This window comes from Monoglobus pectinilyticus, assembly GCF_002874775.1.
Lineage (GTDB): Bacteria > Bacillota > Clostridia > Monoglobales > Monoglobaceae > Monoglobus > Monoglobus pectinilyticus.
Map to the genome: position 1 here is coordinate 2688767 of NZ_CP020991.1, position 16813 is coordinate 2705579.

General features: G+C 29.8%; 26 protein-coding genes. 23 read left to right on the forward strand and 3 right to left on the reverse strand.

What is annotated here, in order from left to right; all coding sequences use genetic code 11:
* The 3 genes from B9O19_RS11245 to B9O19_RS11255 all read left to right on the forward strand — a co-directional run bounded on the left by B9O19_RS11245 (window position 1) and on the right by B9O19_RS11255 (window position 1799).
* On the forward strand, window positions 1-468 hold the full coding sequence (locus B9O19_RS11245; protein WP_102366502.1) for a hypothetical protein: 468 nt from the start codon (window positions 1-3) through the stop codon (window positions 466-468).
* Window positions 469-786: 318 nt separating this feature from the next.
* Window positions 787-1155 carry a hypothetical protein gene (locus B9O19_RS11250; protein ID WP_102366503.1) on the forward strand — a complete coding sequence of 123 codons (369 nt, stop codon included), beginning with the start codon at window positions 787-789 and terminating at the stop codon, window positions 1153-1155.
* 269 nt (window positions 1156-1424) lie between these two features.
* A complete protein-coding gene (locus B9O19_RS11255; protein WP_102366504.1) occupies window positions 1425-1799 on the forward strand; it encodes a hypothetical protein in 375 nt (124 codons plus the stop codon).
* Here the strand turns inward: B9O19_RS11255 and B9O19_RS12070 are convergent, their stop codons facing one another.
* Window positions 1800-2171, reverse strand: a complete 372-nt coding sequence (locus tag B9O19_RS12070) for a hypothetical protein (RefSeq protein ID WP_245862936.1) — start codon at window positions 2169-2171, stop codon at window positions 1800-1802.
* Between B9O19_RS12070 and B9O19_RS11260 the strand changes: the two genes are divergently transcribed.
* Together B9O19_RS11260 and B9O19_RS11265 are read left to right on the forward strand one after the other, a co-directional pair.
* Complete coding sequence (locus tag B9O19_RS11260) at window positions 2068-2985, forward strand: RHS repeat-associated core domain-containing protein (protein WP_245863052.1); 918 nt, start codon at window positions 2068-2070, stop codon at window positions 2983-2985. The genes B9O19_RS12070 and B9O19_RS11260 overlap by 104 nt on opposite strands.
* A 4-nt stretch (window positions 2986-2989) precedes the next feature.
* Window positions 2990-3439 (forward strand): hypothetical protein, encoded by a 450-nt coding sequence (locus tag B9O19_RS11265; RefSeq protein WP_102366506.1) that lies wholly within the window; start codon window positions 2990-2992, stop codon window positions 3437-3439.
* 119 nt (window positions 3440-3558) lie between these two features.
* Here B9O19_RS11265 and B9O19_RS12075 read toward each other — a convergent pair whose 3' ends face one another.
* Window positions 3559-3804, reverse strand: coding sequence for a hypothetical protein (locus B9O19_RS12075; RefSeq protein WP_245862938.1), 246 nt, complete (start codon window positions 3802-3804; stop codon window positions 3559-3561).
* On the opposite strand from B9O19_RS12075, the gene B9O19_RS11270 reads away from it, so the two are divergent.
* The 13 genes from B9O19_RS11270 (at window position 3686) to B9O19_RS11330 (ending at window position 13457) form a co-directional block, all read left to right on the forward strand.
* Window positions 3686-4612 (forward strand): RHS repeat-associated core domain-containing protein, encoded by a 927-nt coding sequence (locus tag B9O19_RS11270; RefSeq protein WP_353964141.1) that lies wholly within the window; start codon window positions 3686-3688, stop codon window positions 4610-4612. The two genes, B9O19_RS12075 and B9O19_RS11270, sit on opposite strands and share 119 nt — an antisense overlap.
* Complete coding sequence (locus tag B9O19_RS11275; protein WP_102366508.1) at window positions 4612-5064, forward strand: hypothetical protein; 453 nt, start codon at window positions 4612-4614, stop codon at window positions 5062-5064. The genes B9O19_RS11270 and B9O19_RS11275 overlap by 1 nt, the downstream gene beginning before the upstream one ends.
* A gap of 74 nt (window positions 5065-5138) precedes the next feature.
* A complete protein-coding gene (locus B9O19_RS11280; RefSeq protein ID WP_102366509.1) occupies window positions 5139-5840 on the forward strand; it encodes a hypothetical protein in 702 nt (233 codons plus the stop codon).
* Complete coding sequence (locus tag B9O19_RS11285) at window positions 5840-6286, forward strand: hypothetical protein (protein WP_102366510.1); 447 nt, start codon at window positions 5840-5842, stop codon at window positions 6284-6286. The genes B9O19_RS11280 and B9O19_RS11285 overlap by 1 nt, the downstream gene beginning before the upstream one ends.
* 62 nt (window positions 6287-6348) lie before the next feature.
* A complete protein-coding gene (locus tag B9O19_RS11290; protein WP_102366511.1) occupies window positions 6349-7674 on the forward strand; it encodes an RHS repeat-associated core domain-containing protein in 1326 nt (441 codons plus the stop codon).
* Between the two features lie 12 nt (window positions 7675-7686).
* On the forward strand, window positions 7687-8157 hold the full coding sequence (locus B9O19_RS11295) for a hypothetical protein (RefSeq protein WP_102366512.1): 471 nt from the start codon (window positions 7687-7689) through the stop codon (window positions 8155-8157).
* A 74-nt stretch (window positions 8158-8231) separates the two neighbouring features.
* On the forward strand, window positions 8232-8969 hold the full coding sequence (locus tag B9O19_RS11300) for an RHS repeat-associated core domain-containing protein (RefSeq protein WP_102366513.1): 738 nt from the start codon (window positions 8232-8234) through the stop codon (window positions 8967-8969).
* The gene (locus B9O19_RS11305) at window positions 8947-9507 is read left to right on the forward strand and encodes a M91 family zinc metallopeptidase (protein ID WP_158648999.1); all 561 of its coding nucleotides are present in this window, start codon (window positions 8947-8949) and stop codon (window positions 9505-9507) included. Before B9O19_RS11300 ends, B9O19_RS11305 begins: the two co-directional genes overlap by 23 nt.
* Window positions 9504-10157, forward strand: a complete 654-nt coding sequence (locus B9O19_RS11310) for a hypothetical protein (protein ID WP_102366515.1) — start codon at window positions 9504-9506, stop codon at window positions 10155-10157. The genes B9O19_RS11305 and B9O19_RS11310 overlap by 4 nt, the downstream gene beginning before the upstream one ends.
* A 260-nt stretch (window positions 10158-10417) precedes the next feature.
* Entirely contained in the window at window positions 10418-11404 is a 987-nt protein-coding gene (locus tag B9O19_RS11315; protein ID WP_281254355.1) for an RHS repeat-associated core domain-containing protein, read from the forward strand.
* 39 nt (window positions 11405-11443) lie between these two features.
* A complete protein-coding gene (locus B9O19_RS11320) occupies window positions 11444-11878 on the forward strand; it encodes a hypothetical protein (protein WP_154058666.1) in 435 nt (144 codons plus the stop codon).
* 185 nt (window positions 11879-12063) lie between these two features.
* Window positions 12064-13062: an RHS repeat-associated core domain-containing protein gene (locus B9O19_RS11325; RefSeq protein ID WP_102366518.1), complete on the forward strand. Its 999-nt coding sequence runs from the start codon at window positions 12064-12066 to the stop codon at window positions 13060-13062.
* A gap of 17 nt (window positions 13063-13079) precedes the next feature.
* Window positions 13080-13457 carry a hypothetical protein gene (locus B9O19_RS11330; RefSeq protein ID WP_102366519.1) on the forward strand — a complete coding sequence of 126 codons (378 nt, stop codon included), beginning with the start codon at window positions 13080-13082 and terminating at the stop codon, window positions 13455-13457.
* A 157-nt stretch (window positions 13458-13614) separates the two neighbouring features.
* Here the strand turns inward: B9O19_RS11330 and B9O19_RS11335 are convergent, their stop codons facing one another.
* Window positions 13615-13869, reverse strand: a complete 255-nt coding sequence (locus tag B9O19_RS11335; RefSeq protein WP_102366520.1) for a helix-turn-helix domain-containing protein — start codon at window positions 13867-13869, stop codon at window positions 13615-13617.
* Window positions 13870-14172: 303 nt separating this feature from the next.
* Here B9O19_RS11335 and B9O19_RS11340 point away from each other — a divergent pair, with 303 nt between their 5' ends.
* From B9O19_RS11340 to B9O19_RS11350, 5 genes are all read left to right on the forward strand, one after another.
* Window positions 14173-14430, forward strand: coding sequence for a helix-turn-helix domain-containing protein (locus B9O19_RS11340; protein WP_102366521.1), 258 nt, complete (start codon window positions 14173-14175; stop codon window positions 14428-14430).
* Between the two features lie 465 nt (window positions 14431-14895).
* Complete coding sequence (locus B9O19_RS12080; protein ID WP_245862941.1) at window positions 14896-15102, forward strand: hypothetical protein; 207 nt, start codon at window positions 14896-14898, stop codon at window positions 15100-15102.
* Window positions 15103-15293: 191 nt separating this feature from the next.
* Window positions 15294-15674: a hypothetical protein gene (locus tag B9O19_RS12085; RefSeq protein ID WP_245862943.1), complete on the forward strand. Its 381-nt coding sequence runs from the start codon at window positions 15294-15296 to the stop codon at window positions 15672-15674.
* The gene (locus B9O19_RS12090; RefSeq protein ID WP_245862945.1) at window positions 15614-16027 is read left to right on the forward strand and encodes a hypothetical protein; all 414 of its coding nucleotides are present in this window, start codon (window positions 15614-15616) and stop codon (window positions 16025-16027) included. Before B9O19_RS12085 ends, B9O19_RS12090 begins: the two co-directional genes overlap by 61 nt.
* 324 nt (window positions 16028-16351) lie before the next feature.
* Entirely contained in the window at window positions 16352-16621 is a 270-nt protein-coding gene (locus B9O19_RS11350; RefSeq protein WP_102366522.1) for a helix-turn-helix domain-containing protein, read from the forward strand.
* Window positions 16622-16813 lie beyond the last annotated feature (192 nt).

The following is a 16813-nucleotide window of genomic DNA, read 5'->3' on the forward strand; positions in this document are numbered from 1 at the left end:
ATGAATAGAAAAACATTAGCAGTTGTAATACTTATTGTATTTTTACTTTTTATAAATATATTAACTATTTTAATTTGTAGCAATAAAACAAACAATTATGAAAAAAACAGTATTTATATTGGTAAATGGGAAAGTTTAGGAGATAAAAGTGATGTTGATTATATTTTAAAATCTTATGAAATTGAAAATAGTATGAATATAAAATATAATATTACAGAAGAGGATGCTGTTAGTATTGCTGCAATTGCATACAAATCGGTATTTGGAGATAAAATTAAAGATACATATGCAGAGGTAGAATATTACCATGATCAAGATGAAAACGGAACACTAAGAGAGTATTATCTTGTCTCGAGATATGAAAAAAATAATTATGATAATTCAAAATATTTATTGAGACCTAGTATTATAGTAGTTATAAATAAGAAGAATGGCGAGATTGTAGCAATAAGACCACAAGAAGGATAAGTAGTTATAGTATTTGTTTTATATGAATAATCGGCTACTATTCACTATTGATTTATTTGGTGAGGGAACCTTGGCAAACAATATGTTGGACTCGGATTACATGGAATCATGTGGATACACCTGGGGAATTATTCCAAATAACGTTTCTGAAAAGTTTAGTTAGATGTTTATGAATAGCTCGTTTATTCGTCAAGTAGCATTTGCAAGATTATTAAATTATACAATATTATATATGCCGGGGAGTCCATGGGCTCAAGTTGGAGTAAAAGCAAATTATGCAAGTTCAGTTGTTACACGGTAGCGTTAGGAGGAATTTTAATGTATTACTTATTAAGTCTTTTACCAATATTATTGCAAATATTCATAAATATATGTGTTTCTCCAAATTATAATTTTGCTTTGTTTGTTATTCATTTTGTTTGGATATTATTTGGTTTACCAATATATTTATTATTTGTTAATCTGCATTATTGTAAAATAAAGAAAATTAAATATTTAATTAGTTATATAAATATGCCGTTGATACTAATTTTAATAATTGGTGTAGGTCTGATATTTCATAAAATAAATTATGGTAAATTTTTAGGTGATGTCCCAATAATTATATATTTGATGGAATTTATAATACCTATTTTGATTATTTTAATTGGAATATCAATACATAAAAAATTATTAAAACGTAGTTAATTAGAGGTAAATATATATTTTATAGATATCTGAACTTATATATTGGTAATGCTAATAAAGTTGTTATAAATATATAAAAATATTTATTTTCTAAATAGTTACTCTGAATTCGGTTATATATGGAGACACAGCAATGTTGGCTACACACTATAATCAAGGAGAAATAAATCCTCCACATTCAGATCCATCTCCTAATCCTTTTGGAATAAATGCAAGAAATGAATATTATTATATGCGTGATTTATTAGGAATATAAAAAAGGAGAAACTATGAAAAAGTATGTTAAAATAGCAGTGACAATAATTATATTATTACCAATTATATATTTTCTGATAAATTGGGGAAGTGCATTAATAAGATGCGAAGTATTAACAATAATGCATGGTTCAGAGTTTGGAGAAATATATAAAGAAAAGACGATGATAGGAGAACTGGATTATTTAAAGGTATTGAATTATTCAGATGAATATGCAGAGGTATACTATGTATCAAAACATAGAGCCGGCGGTGATATTGTGTCTTTTGTTAAAGAAAATAATATTTGGCAATTTAAAAGTTGGAAAACAGTATGGTCAAATACAGGAGGAAGTGCATCTGATGTAATATGGCCATATTGGTGGCATTTTATATATGGAGGATTTTGATTAATAAATTAACCTAGGGCAAGTAATTACTTGCCCTAGAGTACATTTTATATACGCATATGACGGAACAGGAACGAGAATAGGAAAGACAGTAAACGGAGTAAGCACAGGGCAAATCTGGAACAACGGAAACGTAATAGCCGAATATGGAACAAAAGGAACAAAGACGTATATACGAGGAGCCGGAGGAGAAATAGTAAAGACAAAGGATAGCGCAAATAACAGCAGATATTTCTCATATAACGCCCATGGAGACACAACAAACATAATAGAAAAGAATGCAGAAAGTACATCATTTGCAGTAACGGCAGCATATGAATATGACGCATTCGGAGGTTTAGCAACAGGAACAGGCGGAGAAGCAGACAGCAACGCATTCAGATATAACGGACAATATACCGATGAAGAGACGGGATTAATATATCTAAGAAACAGATACTATGATCCTGAAATAGGAAGATTCACTCAGGAAGACCCATATTGGAATCCAGGTAATATGATATACGGAGATAGTGGAAATAATAACATTCCTTCCTATGAATCCATATCACAAAGCGCAAATTTATATGTGTACTGTGCAAGTGATCCTATTAATAGTGTCGACCCTACAGGTGAAAACTGGGTAGTAGATAAACTTGGTGAAATAGCAAATTATGCTTTAAAGTGGGGATATTGGGCACAAAAACAGGCACAAAGAGACTTTTGGTGGTGTGGTGCAGAATGGTATTTAAAACCGAATGGATATTTGACTTCTGCATGGATGTTAGAAAATTCATTGCAAGATAATCCTGAAGATCAGTGGCGTGGAGATGATTCAAGAATAGCAAGTTTAATCAAAAATGACCCTGAATTTTTGAATCTTGCGTATAATTGTATTGATGCATATGGATATCAGGGAGACTTTTATTGTGATGGATTTGTTGCTTTTCAAACAGGTGATTTATATTATTCATTACATAAGTCTAATGTTTCAATTTCAGCTTATGATATGGGTTATGGTGTATGGGTATTGAATTGTAGTTTAACAGATACATGTGATTATACTGAGATTACAACTCTTATGGGAAATGACATGAAAGCGGGTTTAGGAACTATTGCAAATGATGTGGCTACTGTATCACAATGGAGTGGTGCAATAAATCCATATAATATCACTGTAGAATTTTCTATAGTAATTGAGGTGTGATAATATGAAGAGATTTGAGTTAATTATATTGATAGGAGCAATTACTTTTTCACTAGTTATATCCTGGCTCATAGTTTTTAATAGTAATTTTTTCAATTTATCTGGCTTTGGTGATGATACTGTGTTTAGTGAAAAAGGATGTGATTTTAGTATTATTAAAACAACAAACAAATTTTTGGTTTTAGAAAAATCGAAAAATACATATATAAATGTTTTAGCAAATGTTATCAAATATAAAAAGAATAATGGAAATTTATATGTAATTGGAGAAAACGGATATGCAGTTATATATTTAAAGGAAAATTTTTGTAAAGTGTTTTATGGAAAAAAGAATGATATATATGAGAATAGACAAGAATTTGAAATTCCATCATTAGTTTATATTTTAAAATCTTTTAATGAGTTTTCAAAACCTGAAATTAATTATTTTAGTAAATTAGAAGAAGACATCTAAATTAATTTTATTAAAAACAATTAAAAAAACATTTTTGGTATTTAAAATGAAATTATTAAGTTAGAGAAGTCATTGTAACCGTGGCTTCTCTAGTTATGATAACGGATATGAATATAATACTAAACATGTAAAAAAGGAACAAAGACGTATATCCGAGGAGCCGGAGGAGAAATAGTAAAGACAAAAGACAGCGCAAGCAACAGCAGATACTTCTCATATAACGCCCATGGAGACACAACAAACATAATAGAGAAGAACGCGGAAAGTACATCATTTGCAGTAACGGCAGCATATGAATATGACGCATTCGGCGGTTTAGCAACAGGAACAGGCGGGGAAGCAGACAGCAACGGATTCAGATACAACGGACAATATACCGATGAAGAAACTGGATTGATATATTTGCGTAATCGTTACTATGACCCAAGTATAGGTAGATTTACTCAGGAAGATCCATATTGGAATCCAACGAATATGATTTATGGAGATGGAAAAAAGAGTACTGTAATAGTAAAGTATAATAATGATAATACAACCGATATGTCGTGTTATGCAAATGAAATAAATTCAATATTGATTAAAAATTATGGAAAAGTTGAATTTATTTCTAGTAAATATTATAATGAATATATTGAAAATAATTTGAAATACGAAAAACTTCTTGGTACTATAAAAGAGGAAAACGATTATTTTATCAATGATGTTTCTGAAGGATACTCAGTATATAGTGTTATATTAATTCCGAAAAATGATATAATAAAACAATCAATTAATCTATATTGTTATTGTTGTAATAATCCTTTAAAATATGACGATCGAATAGGATTAAGTGTGTATTTCATTGGAGCAAATATTACGGCAGGAATTGGAATTTATATTGCAGCTGATGCCATGTTGGTATGGGATGATGAAGGAAATATGGGTATAATGATAGGCTGTTCGATTGGTGGAGGAGCACTTGTTCCAGGAATTGGTGGGCTAGTTGGTCAATACAACAACTTAGATAATATATATCAGCTATGTGGACAGTCAGTATCAGCTGGTGTGGCTGCTGAATTTGGTTTTGAATATCAGGGGTCAAATGGTGCAAGTGGATTTGCTTTAGTTACAGGACTTGGTTTTTATGGTGCTGTAAATTATGGATGGATGTTATGTAGTTGGAGGATGTGGTAATGAAATTTTATACTGAAAAATCAATACAAGAATGTGAATTGATTTTAATGAAAAAAATCAATTGCTATAAAAATTATAATTTAAGTAATGTATTATCAGAGATTGGAAAAAGAAATGCAATAGGAGAATTAAAAAAAGAAAAATTTTGGTTAAAGAAAACGAATATATTTTATCCTCGAATATTAGGTAGAAACTTTTATGGTTCATTATTAAAACAAAATAATAAAACATATATTATTGGACATTTTAGATTTTCTAATATATATTATTCAGTGTGGATTATTTTATTTATATTGTCAACTTGTTATTTTACTATTATAAATAATATATTTATTGGATTATGTGTTAATATTGCGATTGCTATATTATTTTTTGTTATATCTTTAGGCGAGATAATAATGACAAAAAAAGAAGAGAAATTTATTTTGGATTTATTAGAGTTACTAAAATAATATATTATTTTAACATTTAAAATTTGGTTTTAGGAAAATTCACTCAGGAAGGCCCATATTGGAATCTGGGTAATATGATATATGGAGATCAACAATTTGAAGAGGGCGAAGTAAAAATACCGGATTACCATGCTATAGTTCAAAGTGCTAATTTATATGTGTACTGCGCTAATGACTCCGTTAATGGAGTTGATCCTACAGGTATGGTTGCAGGAGAGCGGTTTTCAAGCGCAGATTATGCTGCTGAAGATTGGTCATGGAATTATTTTGCTATTGTAGATTATACATTATATGAACAAATGTCTATTATTTATGAAGTTAGTAATGGATCAGATAAATACTATACTTATGGTTATGCTTCATATAATCAAAGAGATGCAAGTCCACATTTTGTTTACTATGAAGATGTATTAGCAAACGGAGTTGAAATACCAGATGGATATAGTGCCACGCCTATTGCATTTGTTCATGCACAAGCAAATATATCATATCCTTCAAATTATGATTATAGCTTAGTGCGTGATAACAATTTAAAAGCATTTTATACTGTAACTTATGCTGGAGACAATAAATATAATTTAGATAAAGATTATTTATCTGGTGATGATTTTGATTATTATAGAGTTGGAACGAATACATATAATTATTTATCCTCTCAACGTAAGTGGGAATTATATAATAAGTTTCATGATAAATGGGAGTGGCATATTGCAAATTATTGTGATTTAGCATGTGAACTCAAAGTTTGGCCTAGAACGAGAGGAGAGGATTGGTAATGAAAAAAGTTTTTTTTATTAGTCTTACATTTAACGTTATTATAATAATATTATTTTTGATAGTAATATTTTTTATTTATAATAATTATAGTTATACTGGACAAGGTAATTATGTTTATGATAATACAATTAATGGTAGTAATTATTATCAGCAATTTGAATTTCGTAGAGCAAGTGAATTTTCAACAGATAAGAATTTGTTTATTGATGAAAATTATGCGTGTAAAATAGGAAATATAGCAATAAATACTTCCTTTAAGAATTATAGTTTTGAGAATAAAACAAGTATAATTTTATGTGAGGATTTAGATGAAAATGGCAAGACAGAAAGATATTATATTGTAACTAGAAATGTAAAAAATTCATCTAATAATTTATGTATAAGCGCGGCGATAAATAAAGATGATGGAAGTGTTAAACGCGTATGGTTAAGTTCGTCTGAATAAGTATTATCAAACATGATGATAACAACAGGCTGACATACCAAAATTGTGAATATGGGTATTGTATGAGTAACGAGCAAACATATAGTTACGATTGTAACGGAAACATGACAAGTAAAAATACCCACATATATTATGATGATTATTCACCTGATGAACATTTCCATACAGAATATGAAAACACAACAAGAGATTACGGATATAACCTGCAGAATAAGATGGAGAGTTATGACGGAAAAGGTCAAACGGCAACGTACGTATATGATGGAACAGGAACGAGAATAGGAAAAACAGTAAACGGAGTAAGCACAGGACAAATATGGAACAACGGAAACGTAATAGCCGAGTACGGAACAAGAGGAACAAAGTCGTATATCCTGGGAGTCGGAGGAGAAATAGTAAAGACAAAAGACAGCACAAGCAACAGTAGATATTTCTCATATAACGCCCACGGAGACACAACGAACATAATAGAAAAGAAAGCGGAAAGTACATCATTTGCAGTAACGGCAGCGTATGAATATGACGCATTCGGATGTTTAGTAACAGGAACAGGCGGAGGAGAAGCAGACAGCAACGCATTCAGATACAACGGACAATATACCGATGAAGAGACTGGATTGATATATTTGCGTAATCGTTACTATGACCCAAGTATAGGAAGATTTACTCAGGAAGATCCATATTGGAATCCAGGTAATATGATATATGGAGATAGTGGAAATAATAACATTCCTTCATATGAATCCATATCACAAAGCGCAAATTTGTATGTGTACTGTGCAAGTGATCCTGTTAATGGAGCTGATCCTTCTGGAGAATATGTAAATTTGTTGTATTTACAAAGTTTATATCAAATGTATGGAGTTACTGTAAATGTTGCTAGATTAATATGGCAAGCTGGGGCATATTTTTATCTTGACCAACAAAAGGGATGGTATTTAACAGCTACATTATTAGAAAGATCTACAAGTGGTATACCCAATCAAAGTTTTGTGGCAAATGGTGGCGATTATGCAGCGGAATTAGTTAGAAATGATGATGGATTTAATGCGCAAGTTAATAACGATTTGTGGAATATGGCCAATGCAGGATATACTTCAGTAGATATTTGGGGGTATTATGAATTTGATTTAAATAGTGATTTGGGAGCCGCTTTGCATAATGTAAGTTATAATGTTAGAGGAAGTATGAATGCTGAAGGACGTTGGGAAGTATATGTTAGCGTATATGATACATTCGATTTTACTGAATTTGTAATTCCAATTGGTGGTGAATATACGGCTCAAGAGACATTTTTATGGATAGTGAATGATGCAGCTGCAATAAGTCAAGCCATTAGTGTGATTCAACCAGTGGATGTAACTATCAATTATAAACAAACGTATTAATGGAGGATTGTTATGAAATCTTGTTCGATGTATATACTATTAATTATAATTTTTTTAAGTTCATGTAGTCCAAAATATAATGTTATATATAAGCGTGGTAAAGATACCCATTGCTTATATGGAGATGGTACATATCAGATATTATCTACAGGAATATATTCTGATAATAGAATTTTAACAGACAAAAAATATCATCTATATAATTTAAAATATAAGACTACAGTAATGCACGATATATCAGATTACAAAAAAGATAATGAAATGGTATATTTGAAAGGAACTGATAAAGAAGAGAATAGAATATATATAATTATAGATATTAAAACTAATCAAATAAAGTATTATAGTTCGAATGAAGTTTATCCAACTTTTATGTATGCACAAATTCTAGAAGAAAATGGAGAATTACTAATAATAAAAGATTTTGAACAAATAGATGAAAATGGTAAAAAATACTTTTATGAATTAAAATGGAGTAATTAATATATTAAATTTTGTGTATTCAATTGTTTAGTGTTTAAATTAGAGAAGTCGCTATAATTGTGACTTCTCTAATTATGCTAATAGAATATGAATATAATATTCAGAATATAGTAAGTGGAGAAGAAATAACAGTATCATACGCATATGACGGAACAGGAACGAGAATAGGAAAGACAGTAAACGGAGTAAGCACAGGACAAATCTGGAACAATGGAAATGTAATAGCCGAATACGGAACAAAAGGAATAAAGTCGTATATCCGAGGAGCCGGAGGAGAAATAGTAAAGGCAAAGGATAGCACAAATAACAACAGATATTTCTCATATAACGCCCACGGAGACACAACAAACATAATAGAGAAGAATGCAGAAAGTACATCATTTGCAGTAACGGCAGCATATGAATATGACGCATTCGGCGGTTTGGTATCAGGAACAGGCGGAGAAGCAGAAAGCAACGCATTCAGATACAACGGACAATATACCGATGAAGAGACTGGATTAATATATCTAAGAAACAGATATTATGATCCAAGTATAGGTAGATTTACTCAGGAAGATACATATTGGAATCCAGGTAATATGATATATGGAGATAGTGGAAATAATATGCCTTCCTATGAATCTATTGTACAAAGTGCAAATTTGTATGTGTATTGTACAAATGACCCTATTAATTATGATGATATTAATGGTTTAACTTTAACATTAATAGGCTCGGGTGAAGAAGTGGCGTTAATTTATAGTAATATAGAAAGATTAACTAATGATAAACTTGTGTTGCAACAAGTTGAAGGTACAAAATGTATATGAGGTGCATCGTTTAGAGCATGGATATGGTGATTTATCAATAGGCACTGAATTAGTTGGTCGTATAATTGATAATAATGCATATGATTGTAAAATATTATTTAATTATGCTATGGGAAATAATTCAGGAACTGATCCTGAAAATAATTATGCCTATATGTGGTACGATGATAATAATGTTGCACATTCTAATGAAGGTTGTGGAGCCGTGATACAATTAGGATATGATACACCAAGTCCTTGGGTAGAAAGCGGTGAATACATGGAACAGGAGAAGATGCCGTTGTATATAGCGATTGGACATGAAATGATACATGCGTTAAGAATAATGGGGGGAAACTTTAAAGATCCTGATTATTATTATGATTATTCTAATCAAACTGCTTATGAAGAATATGAAACTTCAGGAATATCATATTATGATTCAAATGGTAATTTTGTAGATTGTGGACAATGGCATATATCTGAAAATGCGTTAAGGCGCGAACATCGGTATAGAGGTGAACCGGGGTGTAGACGTAGAGTGAGGTATAATTTATGAGAAAAATTTTTATTGGGTTATTGTTATTAATAATTATTATTAGCGTCATAGGTGTATCCTGGTTATATCCAGTATCAGAAATATCAGGTTATATAAAATGTCAAGAAATATTTTACTTTGATATTCATTCTAATGGTGATGTGGATTATTATATAGGTTATTATAATATTATGACTAAAGGTTCTGAAAATGCTGACTTAGCAAAAGAAAATATACATATGAAAAAGAAATTGACTTTAAAACAAAAATATGATATTAACAAATGTGTTAAAAAAATAATAGGAAATGATACAAAAGATAAAGAGAAAGAAGTAAACGGTGGGGGAGTTAGTATGTGTGTTAAAATAAATGACATATGTTATTATTCTGATATGTATATATTTGGTTCTAAATATGATATTAGTAATCACATATTTAAGTATTCAAATTGGGAACCTCAAAGTACGGCAGAAAAAACAAACCCTAATGTGTTGGATTTGTGTATGACTATGTGGATTTTAAAACCTGAGGAATTGTCTCAATTATGGAATTTCGATTGGAACAATATTCCTCCAAAGGAGTTTAATCAACGGAATTATAAGATTTATTTAAAAGAATGGCGAGATGAGTGGGAAAAAGCCACTAAAGGTATTGTTGATGAAATATTATAAGTTATAATATACAGAGTTTGTTAAGACAGCATCATTTTAGTATGATGCTGTCAGTAGTTTAGAATTAGGAACAGGAACGAACAGTAAACGGAGTAAGCACAGGGCAAATATGGAGCAACGGAAACGTAATAGCCGAATACGTAACAAGAGGAACAAAGTCGTATATACGAGGAGCCGGAGGAGAAATAGTAAAGACAAAGGATAGAGCAAATAACAACAGATACTTATCATATAACGCCCACGGAGACATAACAAACATAATAGAAAAGAATGCGGAAAGTACATCATTTGCAGTAACGGCAGCATATGAATACGATGCATTCGGAGGCTTGGTAACAGGAACAGGCGGAGGAGAAGCAGAAAGCAACGCATTCAGATACAACGGACAATATACCGATGAAGAGACTGGATTAATATATCTAAGAAACAGATATTATGACCTAAGTATAGGTAGATTTACTCAGGAAGACCCCGTTCAAGATGGTATGAATTGGTATGTATATTGTGGAAATGATCCTGTTAATTTAATTGATCCATTGGGATTATTTGATTATAATACATCTTTATATTATGGCATGGGATATAGTGAAGATGTAATTGCTTTACAAAATGAGTTGGCATATTTAGGATATTTAAATACCAATGATAGAGATGGATATTTTGGACAAAAAACTTTAAATGCAGTAAATGCATATAAAAATGATAGGGGTTTATGGAATGATGGAGCTTTTAGCGGAGTGGTTGGGTTAACTACATGGCAAAGTTTAGGATTAATATATAGAACACAGGGAGATATAGACAGGGGAGTAACCATTTTTACTGAAGCAACAGGAGCACAATATTTTGATGTTACTAAAATGTTTAATGATCAGTTGTGGTATTCTGAACAAATGCTAGATGAAAAATGGCAAGGAGATAAACAAATTACATTTTATAATAAAGTGAATCATAAAGGAGATTGGGATATAAAACGTCAAGAATCATGGGATCGAACTTTTGGAGGATCATATCCTGGCTCATTTAATTCTACAGTAATATTATATGGAGAATATTCAAGCCCGGAGGAGATGGGCAATATTATGTATGCATATTTAGGAAGATGTATTGGATTTAGTGAAACTGTTTTATATTGGGGTGGAGACTATGCTGCAGGAGGATGGAACGGTATTAAAAACTCTGCTGATACTCCAGAAGATAAAGCTGCTATACAAAAAGGATTTAATTTATATAACAAGAAGAAAGGGTAATTATTATAAAATGTTATCTCGTTTATTTTTGGTGCACTTTTGGTTTTAGTGTTATTGTTATTTTTACATAGTAATTTGGATAATTATAAAAATATTGCAAAAGCATATGAAACAAATCGTGACAATTTTGAAAGTGTAGCAAATGAACTAATGAATTATACTGAGGATATTTATATAGACAAAGATAATGTAAGTGATGTAGGAAAAGTGTTAAATGATAAATATGGAATAAATTTATCAATTGAAAAAATTAACATAATTTTTAAAAATAAATTTAAATCAATTACTAAAAGAGGAAATTCTATTTTATTTTATCGAGGCAATTTAAATAAAAATTATGTAGGTATTAGAGCATATGGGATAGCTTATTTTAAATATTATTTTGCTACAAATGAACCAACACATGAATTAATAACTGCTATTCGAGCACTTGATGAAAAAAATAATGGTTGGTATTATTATGAGCAAAGATAGTAACTAATAATACTATATATCAATGTCAATAAATACATTATGAATCCTATAAATTAAAATTTAGAAATATTAATAACAAATATGGAACAGGAACGAGAATAGGAAAGACAGTAAACGGAGTAAGCACAGGACAAATATGGAACAACGGAAACGTAATAGCCGAATACGGAACAAAAGGAACAAAGATGTATATCCGAGGAGCCGGAGGAGAAATAGTAAAGACAAAAGACAGCGCAAGCAACAGTAGATATTTCTCATATAACGCCCACGGAGACACAACAAACATAATAGAGAAGAACGCAGAAAGCACATCATTTGCAGTAACGGCAGCATATGAATATGACGCATTCGGCGGTTTAGTATCAGGAACAGGCGGAGGAGAAGCAGACAGCAACGGATTCAGATACAACGGACAATATACCGATGAAGAGACTGGATTGATATATTTGCTTAATCGTTACTATGACCCAAGTATAGGTGGATTTACTCAGGAAGACCCATATTGGAATCCAACGAATATGATTTATGGAGACCAACAATTTGAAGATGGAGAAGTAAAGATACCGGATTACCATGCTATAGTTCAAAGTGCTAATTTATATGTGTACTGCGCTAATGACCCTGTGAATGGTATTGATCCTACAGGTCTTGAATTAAATTATGTAGCAACATTTATAGCAGAGTATGATGCAAAAATATATGTTGATAACGATAATAGATGCACCTGGGTAACAATGAATGGTACAACTCAGCCAATATATTGGGACAGTGAAAATAATTGGTATTTTGATAGTACTAAATTAAATATTGGTGAAAATACATATGTTTTAATGGATAGAACTGATTTTCTTAAATTGTTTGATGTAGACTTTGTTGCAGTGGAAAAAGACTATAATCCAGATGTAAATAGTGCTGATTTATATAATGTTGCAACTATATTAGCAGGATTCTTAAATACAATTTTAAAACTTGAATTCCCTTCAGCTGGTTATGATAATTATATAAACCAGCAGTATAAAGCAACAATTAATGGTGAAAGTTATGTTACCGAGGTATGGGTTAAGGTAAGTGGTGATTATTCTGTTAACAGCTGGACAAATAAGGCGTGGGATTCAGGACAAACGAGAGATAACTTAGAATATAAAGAGTATTATTTACAGCAGGGATATTATTCTATTTATTAGATAGGAGTAAACTCGTTATGAATAAACATGATAAGTTTTTTGAAAATAAATGGAAATGGTTTGATTTTACAAATTTTGTAATTTTACCTGTTTCTTTATTGGTTCTTGTAATAATTTTATTTGTTTTAATATTGCAACTTTTTTCTGCATTCTCTTTAGAAATTTTGTTACTTACTTTGTTTATATTGATATATTTATTATCAGTTGGAGTTGTGATGTACGGATTTAAAAACTATAGGAAATATGGGATAGTAATGTATTTTATTATAAGAATAGTTTCTTTAGTATTAAATGATTGTTTGTTACAAAAAAATATTTTAATGTTTGTTTGTGATGTTATAATATTTTTATTAGAGTTAGTATATTATAGTAAAAGATTTAAATATTTTGTATAATTTAAAAATATTATCAATTATATATAATGAAACATAATTATTCATATATAATACCAATAGTGATAAATAAAAAGCTAATCACGTAATTATAAAAATGTTAAATAGGCTTCTTAAATATTTTAAGGAGCCTATTTATATTTATTTAAAAATATAATATCTATTTACCGACTGAATCCTCAGGCACGTATCCAACTTTGATAATTTCTTCAATAAACAAATTTAAGTCTATGCCGCCATTTATAATTATATTAATTAAACTCTTAAATGATGGTAGTCTTTTTCCATTTTCTAAGTCTATGTATTGACGTGGTGACAGACAACATCTCTCTGCCATTTTCTCTTGATTTAATTTTAGTTCAATTCTTCTAAAGTATAATGTTTTTCCAAAGCACATTTTTAATATGTTCATCATTTCACTCCCACTCTTTAAAATATATGAATATTCTATCAATAATATATTTTAAACTATATGTTACATATTGCGTATAAACTCTGTTTTCAGATATTCTTATAAAATGTGAAAAATGATTTATATTAAAAATTATCATTAATAAAAAAATACAGCTTCAAAATCCGTGATTGAATGTCAATAAATGTGTTACGAAAGTCTTATAAACTAAAATCAAAACATATTAATAACAAATATAGATATAAAATAATAAAAACAGATAAATCGCTTCACTACTTGATATAATATATCAAGAGGAGCAATATAATGATTAGAGTTTTATTGTCTAGGAAGTTAGGCGAACTTCGATGGACACAAGCTGACCTTGCACGGAAAACAGGGATAAGACCTAATACTATAAATGACCTTTATCATGAAATGGCAGATCGAGTAAGTTTAGAACAGATTGACTTAATATGTGAAGCTTTAAATTGTGATTTAAGCGAGTTATTGGTTTGTGTTCCTAATTCTGTGTCAGAGTTAAACTCGCGTAATCGTTTAGGTGAGTTAAAAAAAGACACCTAATTTGAATCGACTCTCAATTGTTAGATTTTGGTCTAACTTTTGGTGGTCACATCAGTTAGGTGTCTTGTATGTATATTATTAATATTTTTATTTGAACTAATTTGAAAGTCAATTACATATAATAGAAAATTTATGGGACGATTGTGATGTGATTATTTTGACCTTAATTTTTTAAGGTCATTAGCAAATTTTTCGCAAAAATTAATGGTTTTCTTGAAGACTATGAGTATGATAACCTGGTACTTACAGAAAATTTAATGCGAATGTTTATAGTTAATGATATAGCTGGAGTGTATGGTGGTAAATAGGTTGCAATAAATTTAAAATTGGATATTAGAGGTGTTAATTTAGCAAATAGGGAGCTATGATTGCCCTATAATTATTTTGAATAATTCATCAAATTCGGTTGTCATTTTATAAAAATATGATATAATTATAATTAATATATTTATGGTGGTTATTATAGTGAGCGAATTTTTGATAAATATTACTGGGCGAATAAATAATTTTAATTTACCAAAGAATCAACCGTTATTACCATTGTTTGAAGCTATTGTTAATTCATTTCATGCTATTGAAGAAAGCCGTGATAAAGATAAAAATTTCACTGCAGGTGAGATTAGTATTAAAATAATTCGGGAGATCAAATTGAAATTGATGAAAACGATTTAGATAATATTACTGGTTTTGAAATATGTGACAATGGTATTGGATTTGATGAAAATAATTTTAAATCATTTTTGGAATCAGATTCAACTTATAAAGCTAAAATAGGTGGCAAAGGTGTTGGCAGATTTTCATGGTTGAAGGCTTTTGAAGAAGTAGAAATTCAAAGTGTTTATAAAGAGTATGATGACAAATTTGTGCAACGGTCTTTTTGTTTTAGAAAGTATAGCAAGGAAATAAGTGACGTTAATAAAGCCGCTTTGTCTGATTACGTTGCACACAGGAAAATTATTATCGATTTACTTTCAACAGGTATTAGGAAAATAGATAATGAAAAATTTAGTAAGGAAGAATTTATACATAATTTAATATTTCCTATGAAATGTTCATCGGATGATATAGACTATGAATCTCATAATCTATGGCTAATAGATGAAAGATTAGCTTACAGTTCTTATGTAGCATCTGATGTTTCACTTAATACTAAAAAAATGATGATAGACCTGATTTATTGTTATTGGATAATCCGATTGCTGTTTCTGACCAGCAGAATGATGGAACAGAATTTGATACTATAACTATATTTGAATTAAAACGTCCAATGTGCAATGATTATTCATCTGCATATAATCCAATTACTCAACTATATAAATATGTAGATAAAATAAAAGATGGTAAGGTCAGAGATATTAGCGGAAGGCCTGTTCATGCAAAAAATACTACACGATTTTATTTATATGCCGTGTGCGATATAACTACAACGCTTGAAAAGGTTATAAAGCAATTTGATTTTATATTTACGCCTAATAAAATAGGTTATTATAAAATGAATGAGACTTACAATACTTATGTTGAAATTCTACCATTTGATAAAATGATTAATGATTCAAAAAAGCGAAATAGAATTTTATTTGAAAAACTTGGTTTATAAAATTGTTTATATAAAAAAGCGCAGCCGACTTAACTTCTCCAGTTTAGTTGGACAGCACAAAAAGTATTATCTATAAAAGTATTATCTATAATTGTATTCTATAATAGATGGTACTTTTTTTGTTATTATCTGTTTTTACTGGTTCTGAATAAGATGCTCCGCTTTTTTGTTTAGAAAATATATCTTTTTTTATTGAAAATATTTAATTTTCATAATTAAACACAAAAATATTTGTCAAAAAGTAAATATATGAGACTAGTCTCATATATCTTTGTGATATAAATTGATAAAATGTTTGCATATTTTATCAAAGGGTGTGGAATTATGGAACCTGTTGACATTTTGAAAATGTGTTTTAGTAATATTCTGTATTTTAAAAGAAAAGAATTAAATCTCAGTCAGGGAAAGATGGCTGAAAAATGCTGTATGTCATTAAGACAATTTGCAGATATTGAAAGCGGGAAGAGGTTTCCATCTTCTATTAGCCTGATTAACTTCATAATAAATGGCGAGATAGATATAAATAAGTTTATTTCTGATATTCAAAAGTTAGGTTATGTGCCCAAAGACAGAGTTAAAAAGGATGAAAAGTAAATTATTATTTACACGAATCTTACACGTTTTTTTAGAAATCGGCAAAAAATGACTTGTTATAAAATCAATGAATTTAATTGAAAAACAGCGTAATTATGTAGGTTATATGGGGGAATACGACAGGATTGTAAATACGTAAAAATGTTATGATTAATTCCCACCATGTCTGCCAAAACTGGAAAACTTAAAGTT

Coding starts and splice junctions, on each gene's coding strand:
- B9O19_RS11245 (WP_102366502.1), top strand. CDS start 1: ATGAATAGAAAAACATTAGCAGTTGTAATACTTATTGTATTTTTACTT.
- B9O19_RS11250 (WP_102366503.1), top strand. CDS start 787: ATGTATTACTTATTAAGTCTTTTACCAATATTATTGCAAATATTCATA.
- B9O19_RS11255 (WP_102366504.1), top strand. CDS start 1,425: ATGAAAAAGTATGTTAAAATAGCAGTGACAATAATTATATTATTACCA.
- B9O19_RS11265 (WP_102366506.1), top strand. CDS start 2,990: ATGAAGAGATTTGAGTTAATTATATTGATAGGAGCAATTACTTTTTCA.
- B9O19_RS11275 (WP_102366508.1), top strand. CDS start 4,612: ATGAAATTTTATACTGAAAAATCAATACAAGAATGTGAATTGATTTTA.
- B9O19_RS11280 (WP_102366509.1), top strand. CDS start 5,139: ATGATATATGGAGATCAACAATTTGAAGAGGGCGAAGTAAAAATACCG.
- B9O19_RS11285 (WP_102366510.1), top strand. CDS start 5,840: ATGAAAAAAGTTTTTTTTATTAGTCTTACATTTAACGTTATTATAATA.
- B9O19_RS11290 (WP_102366511.1), top strand. CDS start 6,349: ATGAGTAACGAGCAAACATATAGTTACGATTGTAACGGAAACATGACA.
- B9O19_RS11295 (WP_102366512.1), top strand. CDS start 7,687: ATGAAATCTTGTTCGATGTATATACTATTAATTATAATTTTTTTAAGT.
- B9O19_RS11300 (WP_102366513.1), top strand. CDS start 8,232: ATGCTAATAGAATATGAATATAATATTCAGAATATAGTAAGTGGAGAA.
- B9O19_RS11310 (WP_102366515.1), top strand. CDS start 9,504: ATGAGAAAAATTTTTATTGGGTTATTGTTATTAATAATTATTATTAGC.
- B9O19_RS11325 (WP_102366518.1), top strand. CDS start 12,064: ATGTATATCCGAGGAGCCGGAGGAGAAATAGTAAAGACAAAAGACAGC.
- B9O19_RS11330 (WP_102366519.1), top strand. CDS start 13,080: ATGAATAAACATGATAAGTTTTTTGAAAATAAATGGAAATGGTTTGAT.
- B9O19_RS11335 (WP_102366520.1), bottom strand. CDS start 13,869: ATGATGAACATATTAAAAATGTGCTTTGGAAAAACATTATACTTTAGA.
- B9O19_RS11340 (WP_102366521.1), top strand. CDS start 14,173: ATGATTAGAGTTTTATTGTCTAGGAAGTTAGGCGAACTTCGATGGACA.
- B9O19_RS11350 (WP_102366522.1), top strand. CDS start 16,352: ATGGAACCTGTTGACATTTTGAAAATGTGTTTTAGTAATATTCTGTAT.